12 protein-coding genes and 1 other RNA gene are annotated in these 17248 nt (G+C 67.2%); 6 read left to right on the forward strand and 7 right to left on the reverse strand.

What is annotated here, in order from left to right; genetic code table 11:
* Nucleotides 1–19: 19 nt before the first annotated feature.
* The 3 genes from AB3G45_RS13580 to AB3G45_RS13590 form a co-directional block, all read right to left on the reverse strand.
* Entirely contained in the window at nt 20–2476 is a 2457-nt protein-coding gene (locus AB3G45_RS13580; protein ID WP_367833578.1) for an ATP-dependent helicase, read from the reverse strand.
* A 102-nt stretch (nt 2477–2578) separates the two neighbouring features.
* A complete protein-coding gene (locus AB3G45_RS13585) occupies nt 2579–2992 on the reverse strand; it encodes a carboxymuconolactone decarboxylase family protein (RefSeq protein WP_367831066.1) in 414 nt (137 codons plus the stop codon).
* A 52-nt stretch (nt 2993–3044) separates the two neighbouring features.
* Nucleotides 3045–3866, reverse strand: coding sequence for a cyclase family protein (locus AB3G45_RS13590; RefSeq protein WP_367831067.1), 822 nt, complete (start codon nt 3864–3866; stop codon nt 3045–3047).
* 303 nt (nt 3867–4169) lie between these two features.
* On the opposite strand from AB3G45_RS13590, the gene AB3G45_RS13595 reads away from it, so the two are divergent.
* From AB3G45_RS13595 to AB3G45_RS13610, 4 genes are all read left to right on the forward strand, one after another.
* Entirely contained in the window at nt 4170–5345 is a 1176-nt protein-coding gene (locus tag AB3G45_RS13595) for an efflux RND transporter periplasmic adaptor subunit (RefSeq protein WP_367831068.1), read from the forward strand.
* Nucleotides 5345–8524, forward strand: a complete 3180-nt coding sequence (locus AB3G45_RS13600) for an efflux RND transporter permease subunit (protein ID WP_367831069.1) — start codon at nt 5345–5347, stop codon at nt 8522–8524. Before AB3G45_RS13595 ends, AB3G45_RS13600 begins: the two co-directional genes overlap by 1 nt.
* A gap of 261 nt (nt 8525–8785) precedes the next feature.
* Nucleotides 8786–10207: an FAD-binding oxidoreductase gene (locus AB3G45_RS13605; protein WP_367831070.1), complete on the forward strand. Its 1422-nt coding sequence runs from the start codon at nt 8786–8788 to the stop codon at nt 10205–10207.
* Nucleotides 10208–10249: 42 nt separating this feature from the next.
* The gene (locus tag AB3G45_RS13610; RefSeq protein ID WP_367831071.1) at nt 10250–14050 is read left to right on the forward strand and encodes an AsmA-like C-terminal region-containing protein; all 3801 of its coding nucleotides are present in this window, start codon (nt 10250–10252) and stop codon (nt 14048–14050) included.
* Nucleotides 14051–14056: 6 nt separating this feature from the next.
* Here the strand turns inward: AB3G45_RS13610 and AB3G45_RS13615 are convergent, their stop codons facing one another.
* The 4 genes from AB3G45_RS13615 to ssrA all read right to left on the reverse strand — a co-directional run bounded on the left by AB3G45_RS13615 (nt 14057) and on the right by ssrA (nt 15557).
* Complete coding sequence (locus tag AB3G45_RS13615) at nt 14057–14278, reverse strand: ribbon-helix-helix domain-containing protein (RefSeq protein ID WP_367831072.1); 222 nt, start codon at nt 14276–14278, stop codon at nt 14057–14059.
* A 67-nt stretch (nt 14279–14345) separates the two neighbouring features.
* Nucleotides 14346–14555: a DUF4169 family protein gene (locus tag AB3G45_RS13620; protein ID WP_367831073.1), complete on the reverse strand. Its 210-nt coding sequence runs from the start codon at nt 14553–14555 to the stop codon at nt 14346–14348.
* Nucleotides 14556–14564: 9 nt separating this feature from the next.
* A complete protein-coding gene (locus AB3G45_RS13625; RefSeq protein WP_367831074.1) occupies nt 14565–15086 on the reverse strand; it encodes an SspB family protein in 522 nt (173 codons plus the stop codon).
* A gap of 110 nt (nt 15087–15196) precedes the next feature.
* Nucleotides 15197–15557, reverse strand: a transfer-messenger RNA (tmRNA) gene (ssrA, locus tag AB3G45_RS13630).
* 341 nt (nt 15558–15898) lie between these two features.
* On the opposite strand from ssrA, the gene AB3G45_RS13635 reads away from it, so the two are divergent.
* Both AB3G45_RS13635 and AB3G45_RS13640 read left to right on the forward strand, forming a co-directional pair.
* Entirely contained in the window at nt 15899–16693 is a 795-nt protein-coding gene (locus tag AB3G45_RS13635) for a thymidylate synthase (RefSeq protein WP_367831075.1), read from the forward strand.
* A gap of 15 nt (nt 16694–16708) precedes the next feature.
* The gene (locus tag AB3G45_RS13640; RefSeq protein ID WP_367831076.1) at nt 16709–17230 is read left to right on the forward strand and encodes a dihydrofolate reductase; all 522 of its coding nucleotides are present in this window, start codon (nt 16709–16711) and stop codon (nt 17228–17230) included.
* Nucleotides 17231–17248 lie beyond the last annotated feature (18 nt).

Raw genomic sequence — 17248 nt, forward strand, 5'->3', positions numbered from 1 at the left:
AAATCAGATGCCGCCGGTATCAGGCTCGCTGGACAAAGCCATCCAGCACGCGTTTCTGGCCGGCGCGGTCGAAATCGATCGTCAGCTTGTTGCCCTCGACCGCCGCCACGTTGCCGTTGCCGAACTTCATGTGGAAGACCCGGTCGCCGATCGAAAATTTCGACGGCTCGCTCACGGCCGATTTCGCCACCAGTTCGCCGTCGATGGTGCGGGCGCGCGGGCCGCTCTCGCCATAGCCGATGCGCTCGACGGCGTGGCCGGAGCGTGAGCCCCAGTTGTCGCGCGTCGCGTCAGTGCGGTTGGCCTGGGCGCGGCGCCAGCCGGGCGTCGAATAGGCGTTCTGGAAGGGTTCCTGCTTGTCGAAGCGCGACTGGCCGTAGCCGCCGCGGCCGTAACCGCCATAGGATTGCTCCACCTCGGCCACCTCGACATGGGCTTCCGGCAGTTCGTCGAGGAAGCGCGAGGGCAGGGTGGTCTGCCAGAGGCCGTGGATGCGGCGGTTGGAGACGAACCAGATATGGCAGCGGCGCTTGGCGCGCGTGATGCCGACATAGGCAAGGCGCCGTTCTTCTTCCAGGCCCGAACGGCCGCCTTCGTCGAGCGAGCGCTGGTGCGGGAAGAGGCCTTCCTCCCAGCCGGGCAGGAACACGGTCTCGAATTCGAGGCCCTTGGCCGAGTGGAGCGTCATGATCGAGACGGCGTCGAGGTTCTCGTTCTGCTCGGCATCCATGACCAGCGAGACGTGCTCCAGGAAGCCGCGCAGGGATTCGAAGGCCTCCATCGAGCGGATGAGTTCCTTGAGGTTTTCCAGGCGGCCCGGCGCCTCGGCCGACTTGTCGGCCTGCCACATGGCGGTATAGCCGCTCTCGTCGAGGATCTGCTCGGCAAGCTCGGTGTGCGGCATGGTCTCCAGCAGCGACTGCCAGCGGCGGAAATCCGTGACGACGTCGAAGAGGGCCTTGCGCGCCTTCGGCTTCAGTTCGTCGGTTTCGACGATATCGGCCGCGGCGGCGAGCATGGGGATGTCTCGGGCGCGGGCATAGTCGTGCAGGTTGCGGATCGTCGTATCGCCGAGGCCGCGCTTCGGCGTGTTGACGATGCGCTCGAAGGCGAGATCGTCGGCCGGCTGGCTGACCAGGCGGAAATAGGCCATCGCATCGCGGATTTCGAGCCGTTCATAAAAACGCGGGCCGCCGATGACGCGGTAGTTGAGGCCGAGCGTGACGAAACGGTCTTCGAATTCGCGCATCTGGAAGGAGGCACGGACCAGGATCGCCATGTCGTTCAGCTTGTGCTCCTTGCGCTGGAGCTGCTCGATCTCCTCGCCGACGGCGCGGGCCTCTTCCTCCGAATCCCAGGCGGCATGCACGACGACCTTGTCGTCGTCGGGATCGCGCCGGTCGGTGAAGAGGGTCTTGCCGAGACGATCCTCGTTATGGGCGATGAGATGGCCGGCGGCGCCGAGGATATGGGCGGTGGAGCGGTAGTTGCGCTCCAGCTTGATGACCTTGGCGCCCGGAAAGTCCTTCTCGAAGCGCAGGATATTGTCTACCTCCGCGCCGCGCCAGCCGTAGATCGACTGGTCGTCGTCGCCCACGCAGCAGACGTTCTGCGGCGTGCCCTTCGGCCGCTGGGCGAGAAGGCGCAGCCACATGTACTGCGCGGTGTTGGTGTCCTGGTACTCGTCGACGAGAATGTAGCGGAATTTCTGGTGGTATTCGGCAAGCACGTCCGGATTGGCGCGGAACAGGCGGATCGGGTGCAGCAGAAGGTCGCCGAAATCGCAGGCGTTCAGCGTCTTCAGGCGGTTCTGGTAGGCGATGTAGAGTTCGCGGCCCTTGCCGTTGGCAAAGGCGCGCGCGTCGCCCTCGGGGATCTGCGCGGGATCGAGCCCCTTGTTCTTCCAGGTGTCGATCATGCCGGCGAACTGTTTTGCCGGCCAGCGCTTGTCGTCGATGCCCTCGGCCTGGATGATCTGCTTGATTAGCCGCACCACGTCGTCGGTGTCGAGGATCGAGAAATCCGAGCGGAGGCCGACGAGTTCGGCATGGCGGCGCAGCAGCTTCACGCCGATCGAGTGGAAGGTGCCGAGCCAGGGCATGCCCTCGACGGCGCCGCCGACGAGGAGGCCGATGCGCTCCTTCATCTCGCGCGCCGCCTTGTTGGTGAAGGTCACGGCCAGCATCTGGCTGGGGAAGGCCCGGCCGGTGGCGAGGATATGGGCGATGCGGGTGGTCAGCACGCGCGTCTTGCCGGTGCCGGCACCCGCGAGCACCAGAAGGGGGCCGTCGAGCGTTTCCACCGCCTCGCGCTGCTCGGGATTGAGGCCGGAGAGGTAATCCGGCGCCCGGTGCGAGTCGCGCGCCGCCATGGCGCGCGCGGCGATGCCGCCCGTCGGCTTGGCCGGTGCGTCGGGCTTGCCGGCGAGCTGCGGGTCCTCGTCGAAGAAGGGAATGTCGTCGTAACCGCTGATCATGCGGCTCAATGTAGTGATTCGGTCCCGAAAGGCCAGTTTTCCGTTCTGCTTTTATTCCGCGGGAAAGAAGAATGGCCGGAAGATTGTGGAAAGCGGTGCGGTTCAGGGCTTTCGGCGGTCGGCGTCGAAGACCTCGTCCACGGGCACCTGCAGGGCCGTTGCGAGCTGGTTGGTCTTGCCGGCGAGCGAGACGATGGCCAGAAGTTCGGCATATTGCGCATCCGTCATGCCCTTGGCTTTCGCGGCGGCAGTGTGGGAATGGACGCAGTAGCTGCAGCCGTTCGTCACCGACACGGCGATGTAGAGCATTTCCTTGACGAGCGGGTCGAGCGTCGAGGGTGCCGCCATGACGGCCTTCACCTCCGTCCAGGTGCGCTCCAGCAGCGCCGGGTCGAAGGCGAGGTAGCGCCACATGTTGTTGACGAAGTCCGATTTGCGGGTGGCGCGGATATCGTCGAACACCGCTTTCACACGCGGGTCGGCTTCCAGGTTGTCGGCGGGCTTGACGGTGCTCATGGTTCCTCCGGAAAGCGTGGCCGGCGGCAGCGCCGCCGGCCGGACAAAAGGATCAGGCCAGCGCGATGACGCGGGACGGGCCGCCCGTGCCGCCGCGCACTTTTGGCGCGCCGACGATGAGGGTCGCGCCCTTGGCCGGAAGCTGGTCCAGATTGGCCGCCGCTTCAAGCCCCCAGTGGCCGGAGGCCAGCCAGGAATAGTGCGTGGCGAAATCCGGCGACATGCCGTAGTCGAGCGAGAGCGTATCGACGGCGATGCCGACGGCGCTGGAATTCTCGGCAAGATACTGCACCGCTTCGACATGGAAGCCGGGGAAGTGCATCTTGCCCTCGCCATCGGCATTGCGGAACTTGTCGGTGCCGAGATGCTTGTCCCAACCGGAGAGAAGCGCCACGCAGGCCCGTTCCGGCAGGTCCCCATTGGCGGAAATCCAGGCCTTGATGTCGTCCGGCGTCAATTGCGCATCGGCGTTGGCGGCGGCCTTCTCCCGGATGTCGATGACGGCGAGCGGCACGACGAGATCGGCAACCGGGATCTCCGCCACCGACTTGCCGTCCTCGGAGAAATGCAAGGGCGCGTCGAGATGGGTGCCGGTATGCTCGTTGACGCGCAGTTCGAAGAGGTTGAACTTGTGCTCCTTGTAATTGAACTTCTGCTCGCGCCAGAACTGCTGTTCCCCGAAGAAGGTCGGGAATTCCTCGTGGAGTTCGTGGGTAAGGTCCGTGGCCGTCGTCGGCGCCTGGGCGAGCGCCGGGCTGAGCGCCCCGGAGCTTGCGGCGGCAACCGTTGCCGCGCCCGCGGCGGCGGCGCGGAAAAAGCTTCTCCTCGAAAGCATGCGATTCTTGACGATATCGATGACGCAGGCGTCACACATGGAATTCCCCCCTGTCGTTCAAATGCGTTGATGAAAGGATACTGAAACGCGCGCGGCCGCTGGGGCCGGGAAAATGCTATCACAAGCGCAGGAGGCGTCCAGCCATGCCCGTGCGCGCAAAGGGGGCGGGAAGGGAAGATTTCTCCGCCTTTTCTTACATTTCGGTAACAGAGCGGCCCGCCAATCTTACATTTCGGTAATGAATGCATTCTTTCATTGCCCGTTCATTTTCAAAGCGGGATACTTGGCCTATGTCGCGCCACCAGGACAGGCGACGGTTCGCTTCCTTCGGAGACAGATTGCATGCGGGTTTGGAAACAGCTCCTCATAAGCCTTGGCGCCATTTCGGCGGGCGTCCTGCTCTGGGGGCGCTTCGTGCCCGGCGCGAACGCCACGCTGGAGGCCACGGGCCTGCCCGGTGCGCTCGTCGCGGTCATCGCGCCGGCGGGTGACGGCGATGCGCAGGAAGGCCGCCAGGGCGGTCGCCGCGGCGGTTTCGGCGGCGGGCCGGCGCTGGTCGCGACCAAGCCCGTCGCCATGTCCATCGTCAACGACCGGCTGAACGCCATCGGCGACGGCGAGGCGATCCGCACCGTGACGGTGACGCCCTATTCGACCGGCAACCTCACGGAAGTGCTCGTCGAATCGGGCGACCGGGTGGAGCAGGGGCAGGTGATCGCCCGCCTCGACAGCGACGAGCAGCGTATCGCCGCCGACCAGGCGCGCGTGGCGCGGGAAAGCGCCCGGCAGAAGCTGACGCGCATCGAGAGCCTCAAGTCCACCATGAGCATCGCCGAACTGCAGGACGCCCAGACGGCGGTGCAGGCGGCGGAACTCGCCCTGCAGAACGCGGAACTGGCGCTGCGCCGCCGCGACATCACCGCGCCCTACAGCGGCGTGGTCGGCATCATCTCCGTCAATCCCGGCGATTACGTCACCATGTCGTCCGCGATCGCCCGCGTCGACGACCGCTCGGAAATCCTCGTCGACTTCTGGGTGCCGGAGCGCTTCGTCACCAGCGTGCGCGTCGGCGGCGCCGTGACGGCGACGGCGGTCGCCCGGCCGGGCGAGACCTTCACCGGCGCGGTGCAGGCGATCGACAACCGCATCGACCAGGAAAGCCGGACGCTGCGCGTGCGCGCCAAGATCGAAAATCCCGAGGACCTGCTGCGCGCCGGCATGTCCTTCCAGGTGACCATGCGCTTTGCCGGCGATCCCTATCCGAGCGTCGATCCGCTCTCCGTGCAGTGGAGCGCCGACGGTTCCTATGTCTGGCGGGTGAAGGGCGACACGGTCGAGCGCGTGCCGGTCCATATCGTCCAGCGCAACCCGGACAAGGTGCTCGTGAAGGCCGAAATCGGCGAGGGCGACCAGATCGTCACCGAGGGCGTGCAGACGCTGCGCCCCGGCGGCGCGGTGCGCACCGCCGCCGAACAGCCGGACCGCCGGACGACGTCCTCCGTGACGGAGGGCTCGTAATGTCGGGGGAGGCGAGCGCGCTCAACACCTCGGGCAAGGCGGGCTTCACCGCGCTTTTCATCCGCCGGCCGATCTTCGCCCTCGTGCTCAACACGTTGATCGTCGTCGCCGGCCTTGCCGCCTTCAACGGCGTGGAGATCCGCGAGCTTCCCTCCGTCGACCAGCCGGTCATCAGCGTCTCCACGACGTTCGACGGCGCCTCGCCGGAAACGGTCGACCGCGAGCTGACCGACGTGATCGAGGGCGCGGTCTCGCGCGTCCAGGGCATCAAGGACATCTCCTCGTCCTCGTCCTTCGGCCGCAGCCGCGTCACCCTGCAATTCTCCGATACGACCGACGTCAACCAGGCGGCGAACGACGTGCGCGACGCGCTCGGCCGCGTGACGAACCAGATCCCCGACGGCGCCGACGAGCCGCGCGTCGTCAAGGCCGATGCGGACAGCCAGCCGATCATGCGCCTGGCGCTGACGTCGGACACGCTCTCGCTCGAAGACCTGACGCTGCTCGCCGAAAACGAGATCACCGACCGGCTCGCCTCGGTCGAGGGTGTCGCCGACGTCGTCGCCTATGGCGACCAGGAGAAGATCTTCCGCGTCGACGTCGACCAGTCGAAGCTCGCCGCGCGCGGCCTGACGGTCGCGGACCTGCGCAATGCGCTCGCCACCGCCGCCTTCGACGTGCCGGCCGGCTCGCTGAAGAGCCAGAGCCAGGACATCACGGTGCGCGCGACGGCGGACCTGAAGACGCCGGCCGACTTCGAGAACCTGATCCTGAAGAACCGCGTGCGCCTCGGCGACGTGTCCATGGTGACGCTGGGGCCGGACGAGGGGTCCACCGCGCTGCGCTCCAACGGTCGCCAAGGCATCGGCCTCGGCATCATCCGCCAGGCGCAGTCGAACACGCTCGACATCTCCGCCGGCGTGAAGCAGATGGTGGCGCAGTTCGGCGGCATCCTGCCCGAGGGCACCGAGATCAAGATCACCAGCGACGACGCCGTCTTCATCGAGGGCGCCATCCACGAGGTGGAGATCGCGCTCGTCGTCGCTGTCTCCATCGTCACGCTCGTCATCTATCTCTTCCTGCTCGACTGGCGGGCGACGCTGATCCCGACGATCAGCATGCCGATTGCGCTGATCGGCACGATCGCGGCCATCTACATGGCCGGCTTCTCCGTCAACATCCTGACGCTGCTCGCCATCGTGCTGGCGACGGGCCTCGTGGTGGACGACGCGATCGTCGTCCTCGAAAACATCGTGCGCCGCCGGGCCGAGGGCCTGAAGCCGCGCGCCGCCGCCATCCTCGGCACGCTGGAGGTGTTCTTCGCCGTCATCGCGACGACCGCGACCCTTGCCGCCGTCTTCGTGCCGCTCTCCTTCCTTCCCGGCCAGGCCGGGCGGCTCTTCCGCGAATTCGGCTTCGTGCTCGCCTTCGCCATCCTCCTGTCGTCCTTCGTGGCGCTGACGCTGTGCCCGATGCTGGCCTCGCGCATGCTGACCAAGGACATGACGCACGGGCATACGGGCCTTCTCGCGCGCATCGGCGGGGCGGCCTCGCGCCTCTACCGCTCGACCCTGCATGCCTGCCTCGGCGCGCCCGTCATCGTCTTCGTCGTGGCGCTCATCTTCACCGCGGCGGGCGCCACCTCCTTCTTCACCATCAAGTCCGAGCTGACGCCGAGCGAGGACCGGTCCATGGTCATGCTGCGCGTGAACGCGCCGCAGGGCGTGTCGCTGGAATATGCGCAGGACCAGATGAAGCTGATCGAGAACAAGCTGCGCCCGCTCTACGAGGACGGCGAGATCGTCAACATCTTCTCGATCTCCGGCCAGGGCGGCTCGACGAACAGCGGCTTCATGGTGCTGACGCTGGCGCCCTGGGGCGAGCGCGAGCGCACGCAGCAGGAGATCGTGCAGGACATCAACGCGGCGGTCGGTTCCGTGCCCTCCGTGCGCGCCTTCGCCATGCAGCCGAACAGCCTCGGCATCCGCGGCGCCGGCAACGGCCTGCAGGTCGCGCTGGTCGGCAACGACTATACCAAGCTCGGCAATGCGGCGGCCGAACTCGTGCGCAAGATCGAGGACAGCGGCCGCTTCCAGAACGTGCGGCTGAACTACGAGGCCAACCAGGCGCAGCTTTCGGTGACCGTCGACCGCGAGCGCGCCGCCGATCTCGGCATCGACATCACCGGCCTTTCCTCGGCGCTCCAGGCGATGCTGGAGGGCACGAGCGTCGTCGACATCTATGTCGAGGGCCAGGCCTATCCCGTCAAGCTGTCCTCCACGACGCAGCCGATCAACGACCCGATGGACCTGGAGAACATCTTCCTGAAGACCGGCGACGGCAAGATCGTGCCCATGTCGTCCATCGCCTCGCTGGAGGAGAAGGCCGTCGCGCCGCAGCTTTCGCGCGAGCAGCAGCTGCGCGCCGTCTCGCTGTCCGCCGGCCTGAAGGACGGCCTTGCACTCGGCGACGCGCTTTCCCTGGTCGAGGAGATGGCCGAGCCGCTGCTGCCCGAGGGCTCGCGCCTGATGCCGATGGCGGAAGCGGCGACGCTGCAGGAGAATTCGAGCGGCCTCTTCGTCACCTTCGGCTTCGCGCTCGCCATCATCTTCCTCGTGCTTGCCGCGCAGTTCGAAAGCTTCGTCAGCGCGATCATCATCATGGTGACCGTGCCGCTGGGGCTGGCCTGCGCGGTCTTCGCGATGATCGTGACGGGAACGACGCTGAACATCTACAGCCAGATCGGGCTGGTGCTGCTCGTCGGCATCATGGCGAAGAACGGCATCCTGATCGTCGAGTTCGCCAATCAGCTGCGCGACCGCGGGCAGGATATCCGCAGCGCCATCGAGAACGCCTCGAACATCCGCCTGCGCCCGGTCCTGATGACGATGATCGCCACCGTCGTCGGCGCCCTGCCGCTGATCCTGGCGAGCGGCGCGGGCGCGGAGGCGCGCATCTCGCTCGGCTGGGTGCTGGTCGGCGGCCTCGGCCTTGCGACCGTCGTCACGCTCTACCTCACCCCCGTCGCCTATCTGGTCATCGCCCGCTTCACCAGCCCGCACGCCGACGAGGAGAAGCGCCTCGCCGCGGAACTGGCCCATGCGGAAACGCTCGGCAAGCGCAAGGACGAGGCGGCGTTGCCGCCGCCGGTGGAGGAATTGCCGCAGGCAGCGGAGTGAAGGCCGGCGGCGTTCGTTATCCCTTTGGAGAATTGCCCCTCACCCTAACCCTCTCCCCGCAAGCGGGGAGAGGGGAATTGCCCCACGAACGGGCATTGTTTGGGGAAGCCGGTGCGGCATATCCCTTCTCACCGCCTGCGGGGAGAAGGTGGCCAGCGGGCGGGATGAGGGGCGCCCCAGACTTTATCCTTTGCACAATTGCGGCTGGACAGCCGCCCGCCAATTTGCTGAGTAAATCCTCACGGAATTGAGGATCTTACGATGGCATTGGCGGATATCAGCAGCGGCACGCGCAACGCAGAGGGCATCGCCGCGGCACTGCCGCGCCTGGCCGAACGTTTCGGCGCGCGGTTCCAGACGGGCGAGGCGATCCGCATCCAGCATGCGCACACCACCACCTACATTCCCGCCCAGTTGCCGGACGGGGTCGTCTTCGTCGAGACTGCCGAGGAGGTGAAGGCCGTCGTCTCGCTCTGCGCGGAGCTGAAGGTGCCGGTCATTCCCTTCGGCACGGGCTCCTCGCTGGAGGGCCAGGTGAATGCGCCGAACGGCGGCATCTCCATCGATTTCAGCAACATGAAGCGGGTTCTGGAGGTGAATGCCGAAGACCTCGACTGCACCGTCGAGCCGGGCATCACCCGCGAGGAGCTGAACACCTACCTGCGCGACACCGGCCTGTTCTTCCCGATCGATCCCGGCGCGAACGCCTCGATCGGCGGCATGACCTCGACGCGCGCTTCGGGCACCAATGCCGTGCGCTACGGCACGATGAAGGACAACGTGCTCGCCGTCACCGCCGTCACCGCCACCGGCGAGGAGATCCGCACCGCGCGCCGGGCGCGAAAATCCTCCGCGGGCTACGACCTGACGCGGCTCTTCGTCGGCGCCGAGGGCACGCTCGGCGTGCTCACCTCGGTCACGCTGCGCCTGCAGGGCATCCCCGCGGTCATCGCCGGCGGCATCTGCGGCTTCCCCACGCTGAAGGATGCCTGCAACGCCGTCATCATGACGATCCAGCTCGGCATTCCCGTCGCCCGCATCGAGCTCGTCAACACGCTGCAGGTCAAGGCCTGCAACGCCTATTCCGGCCTGACGCTGCCGGAGCAGCCGACGCTCTTCGTCGAGTTCCACGGCAACGAGGAGAGCGTGCGCCTGCAATCGGAGGAGTTCGGCGCCATCGCCGCCGAATGCGGCGGCGGGCCGTTCCGGTGGAGCGCGGACGCCGGGGAGCGCGCGAAGCTCTGGAAGGCGCGGCACAATGTCTATTGGTCCGCCAAGGCGCTGCGGCCCGGCTGGGAGGCGATCGCCACCGATGTCTGCGTGCCGATCTCGCGCCTTGCCGATTGCGTGGCCGAAACGGAAGCCGATATCGAGGAGCACGGACTGCTGGCACCCATCGTCGGCCATGCCGGCGACGGCAATTTCCATGTCAGCCTCATCTTCGACGACAAGGACCCCGCGCATGTCGCCAAGGTCGAGGCCTTCGTCGGGCGGCTCAATGCCCGGGCGCTCGCCATGGACGGCACCTGCACCGGCGAACACGGCATCGGCCAGGGCAAGCAGGCCTTCCTGCCGGGCGAGCTTGGCGGCACGGTCCATCTGATGCGGCAGATCAAGCAGGCGCTCGATCCGCACAACATTCTGAACCCCGGCAAGATTTTTTCGACCCTCCCGGGCAATTAGTCGTTATCCTGCGGCGGTGAAACGAAATTCAAGGCAGGCGGCGTGCTTTCCAGAATCATGCTCTTCGTTGGCGGCTTGGTGGTCGTGGCGCTCTTTGCGGCGCTGCTCGCCCCGCTCTTCGTCGACTGGACCAGCTTCCGCCAGGATTTCGAGCGCGAGGCGAGCCGGATCATGGGCCGCACCGTCGTGGTGCACGGCAGCGTCGATGCCCGGCTGATCCCGTTCCCCTCCGTGACGCTCAACGACGTGCGCGTCGGCGGGCCGGAAGACGGCAAGCCGCTGGTCGAGGTCGCGCGCTTCTCCATGGACGCGGAACTGGCGCCGTTCCTCTCCGGCGAGGCGCTGATCTTCGACATGCGCATCGAGGAGCCGAAGGCGCGGATCCGGCTTTTCGAGGACGGCACGCTGGACTGGGCGCGCGGCCGCAAGTCCGATATCCCGGCCCGCACGGTGATCCTCGAAAGCGTCGCGATCTCCGGCGGCGAGATCGAATTCGTCGATGCACAGACCGGCCGCACCCGCCATGTCACCGGCCTTGACGCGCAGGTCTCGGCAAAGTCGCTCGCCGGGCCCTGGCGCATCGACGGGCGCGCGGCGCTCGACGGCGAGAGCGGCGCCTTCCAGCTTTCAAGCGGCCAGGTGGAGAACGGCGCGCTCTCGCTGCGCGCCCGCATCGTGCCCGACCGGCTCGCCTTCACGGCCGATCTCGACGGCGCGCTGAAGGTCGTCGACTTCCGCCCGCGATATGACGGCGCGTTCACCATCGCGGAAAAGCCGCGACCGAAGGGCGAGGGACCGGTCGATCCGATCCGCGTCGCGGGGAAATTCGAGCTTTCCAACGAGCGCATCCGCGTGCCGGAATACCGCCTGGAAGCCGGCCCGCCGGAAGATCCCTATGTGGTGACCGGCGAGGCGACGCTGGACACCGGCCGCGCGCCGGAATTCCTCCTGATCGCCGACGGCCAGCAGATCGACGTCTCGCGCATCGGCAACAGCGGCGAGGGCGGCAAGACGGGCCGCAACCCGCAGATATCGGCCCGCCAGCGGCTCCAGGCGCTGCTCGCCATCGCCGCCGACATCCCCATCCCGCAGGTGCCCGGCCGTGCCAGCCTCTTCCTGCCGGCCGTGGTGATCGGCGACACGACGGTACGCGAGGTGCGCCTCGACGTGAAGCCGGACAACGAGGGCTGGCAGATCGACCGGGCGGACGCGCTTCTGCCCGGCCGCACCACGCTGGAGGCCAAGGGCCGGCTGCGGCTCAAGGAGAACCGCGGCTTCGTCGGCGACCTGCTGGTCGCCTCCAACCAGCCTTCGGGGCTGGCGACCTGGCTTGCCGGATCCGTGGATCCGGAAATCCGCAAGCTCAAGACGGCCGGCTTTTCCGCCGAGGTGAGCCTGACCGACGAATTGCAGCGCTTCGAGAATCTCGAAATCGCCATCGGCGGCGCCTCGCTCCTCGGCCGCATGGAGCGCGAATCGCGGTCGGACGCCGCGCCCACCCTGTCGCTCCAGCTACGCGGCAACGAGGTGGCGCTGGAATCGCTCCAGGCGCTTGCCGGCCTGGTGGCGGGCGATGCTTCGCTGTCGGCCTTGCTCGACCATTCCATCGCGCTCGACATCCGCGCCGACCGTTTCCTCGCCTTCGGTGAGAGCGCCTCCGGCGTCAACGCGGCGCTCAGCGCCAAGGACGGCCTCCTGACGCTGAGCCGCCTCAACATCGCCTCGCTGGAGGGCGCGGTCCTGTCGGCCAGCGGCACGCTCGGCGGCTCGCTTCTTGCGCCGAGCGCCGGGCTGGACATGACGGTGAAGGCGGCGGCGATGGCCCCGGTGGCGGAGCTTCTCGCACGGCATCTGCCGGATCATCCGGTGCTCGCCCGCTTCCGCGCCAATGCCGGCTATTACGACAATGCGGACCTCGCCGTCCGGCTGGCCTTTTCCGGCGAAGGGGCCGATCCGGCCACGCTGACGCTGAGCGGCCCGGTCAATGACGGGCGGGTCGAGATGAGGCTTTCCGCCGCGGCGCCCGCCGATCTGCTGGAGGGCCGCAATTTCGAGCTTGCCGGCAGCCTCTTCAATCCGCAGTCGGTCGTGCTCGCCGGGCAGCTCGGCCTCGACCCGCTGCCCTTCGACGCTGACCCCGACGGCAGCCTCACCTTCCGCGTGACGCAGCCGGAGGACGGTCCGGCCGACCTCTCGGCGGCCTTCAGCGCCGGCAGCACGACGATCTCGCTCAAGGGCACGGCGGCGCTTTCCGCGGCCGATTTCCCGGCGGGCGTGCTTGCGCTGTCGGCCAAGAGCGACGACATCGAGCCCTACCTGATGATGAACGGCATCGCCGTGCCGCAGGCCGGTGCCGGCCTGCCGCTCTCCCTGCAGGCGTCCGTCGCGACGAATGCCGAGGCGATCGCGATCACCGACATTGCCGGAGAGGCCGACCGCAACGCCTTTTCCGGCCGCCTGACGCTCGACCGCACGGCGCCGACGCTGAGGGGCACCGGCGCGCTGCGTTTCGACACGGTCGATTTCGCCTTCCTTGCCGAGGCCGTCGCCGGGCCGGTGACCGATATCCTCGACGGCGGGCTGAATGCGGCGCCGCTCGTGCAGCCGCTCAGGGATGCCGCCGATCTGTCCGTCAGGCTCGCGGCCGGTTCGTTCTGGCCGGGGCTCTACGGCGCGGTGGAGGGCTTTTCGGGCAATCTCGTGTGGAAGGGCGGCGAGCTGACGCTGACCGACATGGCGGGCGACTGGCTGGGCGGCCGGCTCGCCGGGCGCCTCAAGGTCGCCAATGCGGAGGAGAACGGCCTGTTCGAGGCGCGGGCGGAACTGACCGGCGTCGATCTCGCCAGGATCGTCTGGGCCGGGCCGCAAGGCGCCGTCGCCACGGGCAGGGCGGATGTGACGCTGGCCGTCGACGCCTCCGGCAAGAGCGTGCGCGCCATGGTCGAGGGCGCGAGCGGCTCGGGCGAGGCGCGGATCTCCGATCTTGCCGTGCGCGGGGTCGACACCGGCGCGCTGCCGGCGCTGCTGGCGGCGGCCGACGGCATCGAGGGCGATATCACGCCGGAGCGTATCGCCGGCTTTGCCGTGGACGCGATCCTCAAGGGCGAGGCGGCGCTGGGCGCGGTGCGTGTGCCCTTCGCGCTTGCCGGCGGCAAGCTGCGCGTGCAGAGCGTGACCGCCGGGGACGGCAAGGCCGCTTTCTCCGGCGATGCCGATATCGATCTCGCCGGCGATGCGATGACGGGCCGCCTGTCCGTCACCTATGCGGCGGGCGAGGCGGCGCTCGCGGGGGCCGAGCCGGAGGTCGCGCTCGACTATCGCGGCCTCGTGGAGACGCCGGGCGTCACGCTCGACGTGCAGCCGCTCGCCAATTTCCTGTCGCTGCGCCGCTTCGAGACGGAGCGCCGCCGGGTGGAGACCCTGCAGGCCAGCGTGCTGGAAAAGCAGCGCCTCAGGCGCGAGGCGGCGCTCTATCGCTCGCGCGCCGAGGCGCGGGCCGCCCTGGCCGAGGCGATGCGCCTGCAGATGGAGGAGGAAGAGCGCCGCCGCAGCGAGGCGCGCGAGCGCGCCGAGCGCGAGCGGACCGCGCGGGAGGCCGCGGAGGCCGCCGAGCGCGCCCGCCGCAAGGCCGCGGACGACGCGCGCCGCCTGCTGGAGGCAGAGGAACAGGCCCGGCGCCTGGCCGAGCAGCGCGCGGCGGACGAGGCCCGCCGGGCGGAGGACGAGGCGGCGCGCCGCCGCCTGCCGGTGCTGCCGGGAGAAGGCGTCGAGCGCGGCGGCGAACTGCCGCCCCTCGACAGCGGTCGAAGCCTGAATTTCGACACGCTGCCCGGCGTCAACTGAGCCGCCTTACGGTCCTTCGCCGGCCTTTTTCAGCCAGGCGAGCACGAAGAGGCGCAGCGCCGAGGAGAGATTGCCTTCGACGCCCCGGGCATCGTCGACTTCGCGGATGAGGGCGGCGAGCGGCAGGCGGCGTTCCGCGGCGATGGCCTTCAACTCGTCATGGAAGGCGGGTTCGAGCGAGAAGCTCGTGCGGTGGCCGTGCAGCGTGGTGGAATATTTGCGGATCATGCCGTCTTCGCAAACCGTTCGAGTGAGGACGGATCGGACCCGGTTCCGCCGGCAAGGGCTTGGAAGATCAGCCCTTGCTGTCCTCGGGCCCGTCTTCCGGCCCTTCCAGGCGACCCTGTTCGAATGCCTTCTGCGCCTTGTCGTTCAGCGCGCGCGTCACCGTCTTCTCCGCCTTGGTGCGGCCGAAGCTGATGCGGTTCTGCTCGGCCTGCCTCTCCTTTTCGGAGCGGGCTTTCTGCTTGCGGACCTGGCGGAGATTGACGACGTCGCCGCTCATCGCGCAGCCTCAGTTCTTCTTGCGGAAGGAATCGAGCGAGACGACGGAACCGCCCTTGTTGTTGTCGTCGCCACCGGTCGGCGGCGTCGGGTCCTCGGCGCCGTCCTCGACCTTCTCCGCGGCGGCGGGATAGGCGGTGATCTCGGCGGAATGCTCGTCTTCCTCCTCGACGGCCGGCACGTCGAATTCCAGTTCGAAGCTCACCGACGGGTCATAGAAGCCGCGGATGGCGTTGAACGGGATGACGAGCTTTTCCGGCGTGTCGGAGAAGGAGAGGCCGATCTCGAACAGGCTCTCGGTGACCTTGAGGTCCCAGAACTGGTGCTGGATGACGATGGTCATCTGCTCGGCATATTTCGCCTTCAGGTGCTGCGAGATGCGCACGCCGGGGGCGTTGGTGAGGAAGGTGATGAAGAAGTGGTGCTCGCCCGGCAGGTGCCCGGTGACGGCGACCTCGGACAAAACCTTGCGGATGACGCTGCGCAGCGCGTCCTGGGCGAGAATGTCGTAGCGAATGTGGTCTTGCGCCATCCGTTCCTGTCTTTCTTCCAGCCTTTGTAATTCAGGCATTGCATGTTTAACCGCGCCTCTCAGCACGAGTCATCTGGCACAGCTATAGACCATTTCAAGGGATTGGAGAAGGTGAAGGCTTCTGTTGCCAGGTGCCTTCGGACCCCGCCTGCCGGTGCGACCCGTCAGGACTTTGAGTGAAGTGTCACACCGCCATTAGGCAGCGAGACGAGCTTCCGCATAGTTGTCGTTTGCAACTACAAGTTTAGCCCGATAACGGTGGTACAATGCCGAGCAAAAAGTCGATCTTTACGCCCTTGTCGATCCTATTTCGCCCCCATCAAAAGCCGGTCCGCTTGGAAAGACCGGTTTTTGGTGGAGGCGCCGGGTACCGCCCCCGGGTCCAATGGGTTTATTACACCGCCCGTTTATTGCCATAGCTGCCGAGGCAGCACCCTTCATATAGGCGCTCCCGGCCCGCAAGAAAAGGGCTTTGTGACAGGGAATCGGTAAAGTTTTCGGCTCAGGCGGTTTCGGCGAGCGGCACGGGGCGGCGAAATAGAAGCCCTGGAAGGCGAGGCCGTGGAATAGACGCGGCGGAAGCGGTCGGAATAGTCGTTGGTCTGTCTCACCTGCGGCGATGCCCGTTGCGGGGCGGCCCCACCGGGCCTTCGTCGTCCTCTCTGCCCGCAATTCCTTCAGAAAGTGCAAGGATGGCGGCACTTCCACCCAGGCGCACGTCCTGGGGAAAGCCGGGACAACCCGATTTCACGCTTTGGCCGCCGCCGTTCCCGCTCTAGTATCGCACGCTGGACAACGAATCGGCGGCGACCATGCAGCAATATCTCGACCTTCTCGCCCATGTGATGGAAAACGGCACCGACCGCGGCGACCGGACCGGCACGGGCACGCGCGGCGTCTTCGGCTACCAGATGCGCTTCGACCTTGCGGAAGGCTTTCCGGTGCTGACCACCAAGAAGCTGCACCTTCGCTCGATCATCCATGAACTGCTGTGGTTCCTGAAGGGCGACACCAACATCGCCTATCTCCACGAGAACGGCGTCACCATCTGGGACGAATGGGCCGATGCCGAAGGCGAGCTCGGCCCGGTCTACGGCTACCAGTGGCGCTCCTGGCCGACCCATGACGGCCGCCATCTCGACCAGATCGTCGCCGTCCTCGACAGCATCCGGCGCAATCCGAACTCGCGCCGCCATATCGTCTCGGCCTGGAACCCGGCGCTGGTCGAGGAGATGGCGCTGCCGCCCTGCCACTGCCTGTTCCAGTTCTACGTGGCGGACGGCAAGCTCTCCTGCCAGCTCTACCAGCGCTCCGCCGACATCTTCCTCGGCGTGCCCTTCAACATCGCCTCCTATGCGCTGCTGACGATGATGGTGGCGCAGGCGAGCGGGCTGCAGCCGGGCGACTTCGTGCACACGCTGGGCGATGCGCATATCTATTCCAACCATTTCGAGCAGGTGCGCACCCAGATGACGCGCCGCGCCAAGCCCTTGCCCTTCATGAAGCTCAACCCCGATGTGAAGGACCTTTTCTCCTTCAGGTTCGAGGACTTCACCCTGGTCGGCTACGAAGCCGATTCAACCATCAAGGCGCCCATCGCCGTCTGACCTGCGGGTATTCGCATGACCGAAGCCAAGATCGTCCTTGTCGTCGCCGTCGCCCGGAACGGCGTCATCGGCCGCGACGGCGACCTGCCGTGGCGCCTGCCCTCCGACCTCAAGCGCTTCAAGCTGCTGACGCTCGGCAAGCCGGTGCTGATGGGGCGCAAGACCTGGGATTCGATCGGCCGGCCGCTGCCGGGCCGGCCGAACATCGTCGTCACGCGCGACACGGCCTTTTCCGCCCCTGGTGCCGAGGTTGTTTCCTCGCTCGACGAGGGACTGGCCGCCGCTAGCCGCGAGGCGAAGGCCCTCGGCGTCGACGAGGTCTGCGTCATCGGCGGCGGGCAGATCTACGCCCAGGTCTTCGAGCGGGCGGATATCCTCCACGTCACCCATGTGGAGGCGGATGTGGAGGGCGATGCGCGCTTTCCCGCAATCGACCCTGCCGTCTTCGAGAAGGTGGCGGAAGAGCCCATTCCGCAGGGCGAGAAGGACAGCCACGCCATGCATTTCGTCACCTGGCGCCGAAAAGCGGCCGCATAGACCCCGATCACGAACTAT

This window comes from Shinella sp. S4-D37, from assembly GCF_040812195.1.
Lineage (GTDB): Bacteria > Pseudomonadota > Alphaproteobacteria > Rhizobiales > Rhizobiaceae > Shinella.